Raw genomic sequence first — 1,093 nt, forward strand, 5'->3', positions numbered from 1 at the left:
CATCCTCGGAATGACCACCGTCCACGTCAACCGGACGTTGAGGGAACTTCGCAAGGCCGATCTCGTCTCTTTCAAGGCAGGCCACGTAGAGGTGATCAATCGCAAGAAGCTGGTCGAGACGGCCGGATTCGACAAGGAGTACCTCAGGTAGAAGTTGCCCTCCGGTGTCCGGTGCCGGGCGACGGCTTTCCGGACGCGAAATTTACCGAAAATTAACTTATGTTAGAGACCGCTCATAAATAGGCTATAAACTGCCCGAGCCGTTCTCGCTGTGGGAAAGCGAGGAAGGCGCCTAGCTGCTGCAATCAAGTCTCCAACTTTCACAAGGAGTTATGTTGGCCGCAAGGCTGCCAGTGTTGGGAAAGGGTGGGTAGTATGGGTGGCGTAACAGGACTGCACAATTACACCTCGGCCAATCAATCAGGAGTTCGATCAAGCGGAACCGAAAATGTCCATCGTAAGGAATGCCTCCTTATCCTAGATGGTAGAGCTTTGGACCGCGAATGTCTCGCATCGGCCCTCGTTGACCACGAACTCGGCATGGTGGTCGCCGCAATGGGTTCGATCGATCAATGGCGCGTGAAGAAGAGTTCGTTCCCTCCCCTTGTCGCCATACTCTTCAATCTTGGCGGCCGGAAGGCGACCGATCATGGCGTAGCAGACGAGATCAGGCATATCTCATCCGAGTTCAAATCAATCCCCGTCGTTATCCTGGCCGACAACGAAGACCTTGCACAGATACTGACGGCTCTCGAATGCGGCGCACGCGGCTACATTCCGACTTCGGTAGGGATCGACGTCTGCGTCGAGGCAATCAACCTCGCGGCAGTTGGAGGTATCTTCGTCCCGGCGAGCAGCGTCCTATCAATGCGGCATCTGATAGATCCAGGCAGTTGCGACAGGCAACCCTTGGCGGGATTGTTCACGCTCAGGCAGGCCGAGGTCGCGCAAGCGCTCCTGCACGGCAAGGCGAACAAGATCATCGCCTACGAGCTGAACCTGCGCGAAAGCACCGTGAAGGTCCACATCCGAAATATCATGAAGAAGCTGAAGGCGGCCAACCGCACCGAGGTCGCCTGCAAGGTCAAGGATC

General features: G+C 56.2%; 2 protein-coding genes. Both read left to right on the forward strand.

Annotated features, from left to right (window positions below; all coding sequences use genetic code 11):
• Nucleotides 1–10: 10 nt before the first annotated feature.
• On the forward strand, nt 11–151 hold the full coding sequence (locus tag EN742_RS35715; protein WP_245492490.1) for a helix-turn-helix domain-containing protein: 141 nt from the start codon (nt 11–13) through the stop codon (nt 149–151).
• Nucleotides 152–375: 224 nt separating this feature from the next.
• Nucleotides 376–1,093: response regulator transcription factor (locus tag EN742_RS35720; RefSeq protein ID WP_148670561.1), on the forward strand; the 718-nt coding region annotated here is incomplete at its 3' end.

The sequence above is a fragment of the Mesorhizobium sp. M4A.F.Ca.ET.020.02.1.1 genome, from assembly GCF_004022645.1.
Taxonomy (GTDB): domain Bacteria; phylum Pseudomonadota; class Alphaproteobacteria; order Rhizobiales; family Rhizobiaceae; genus Mesorhizobium.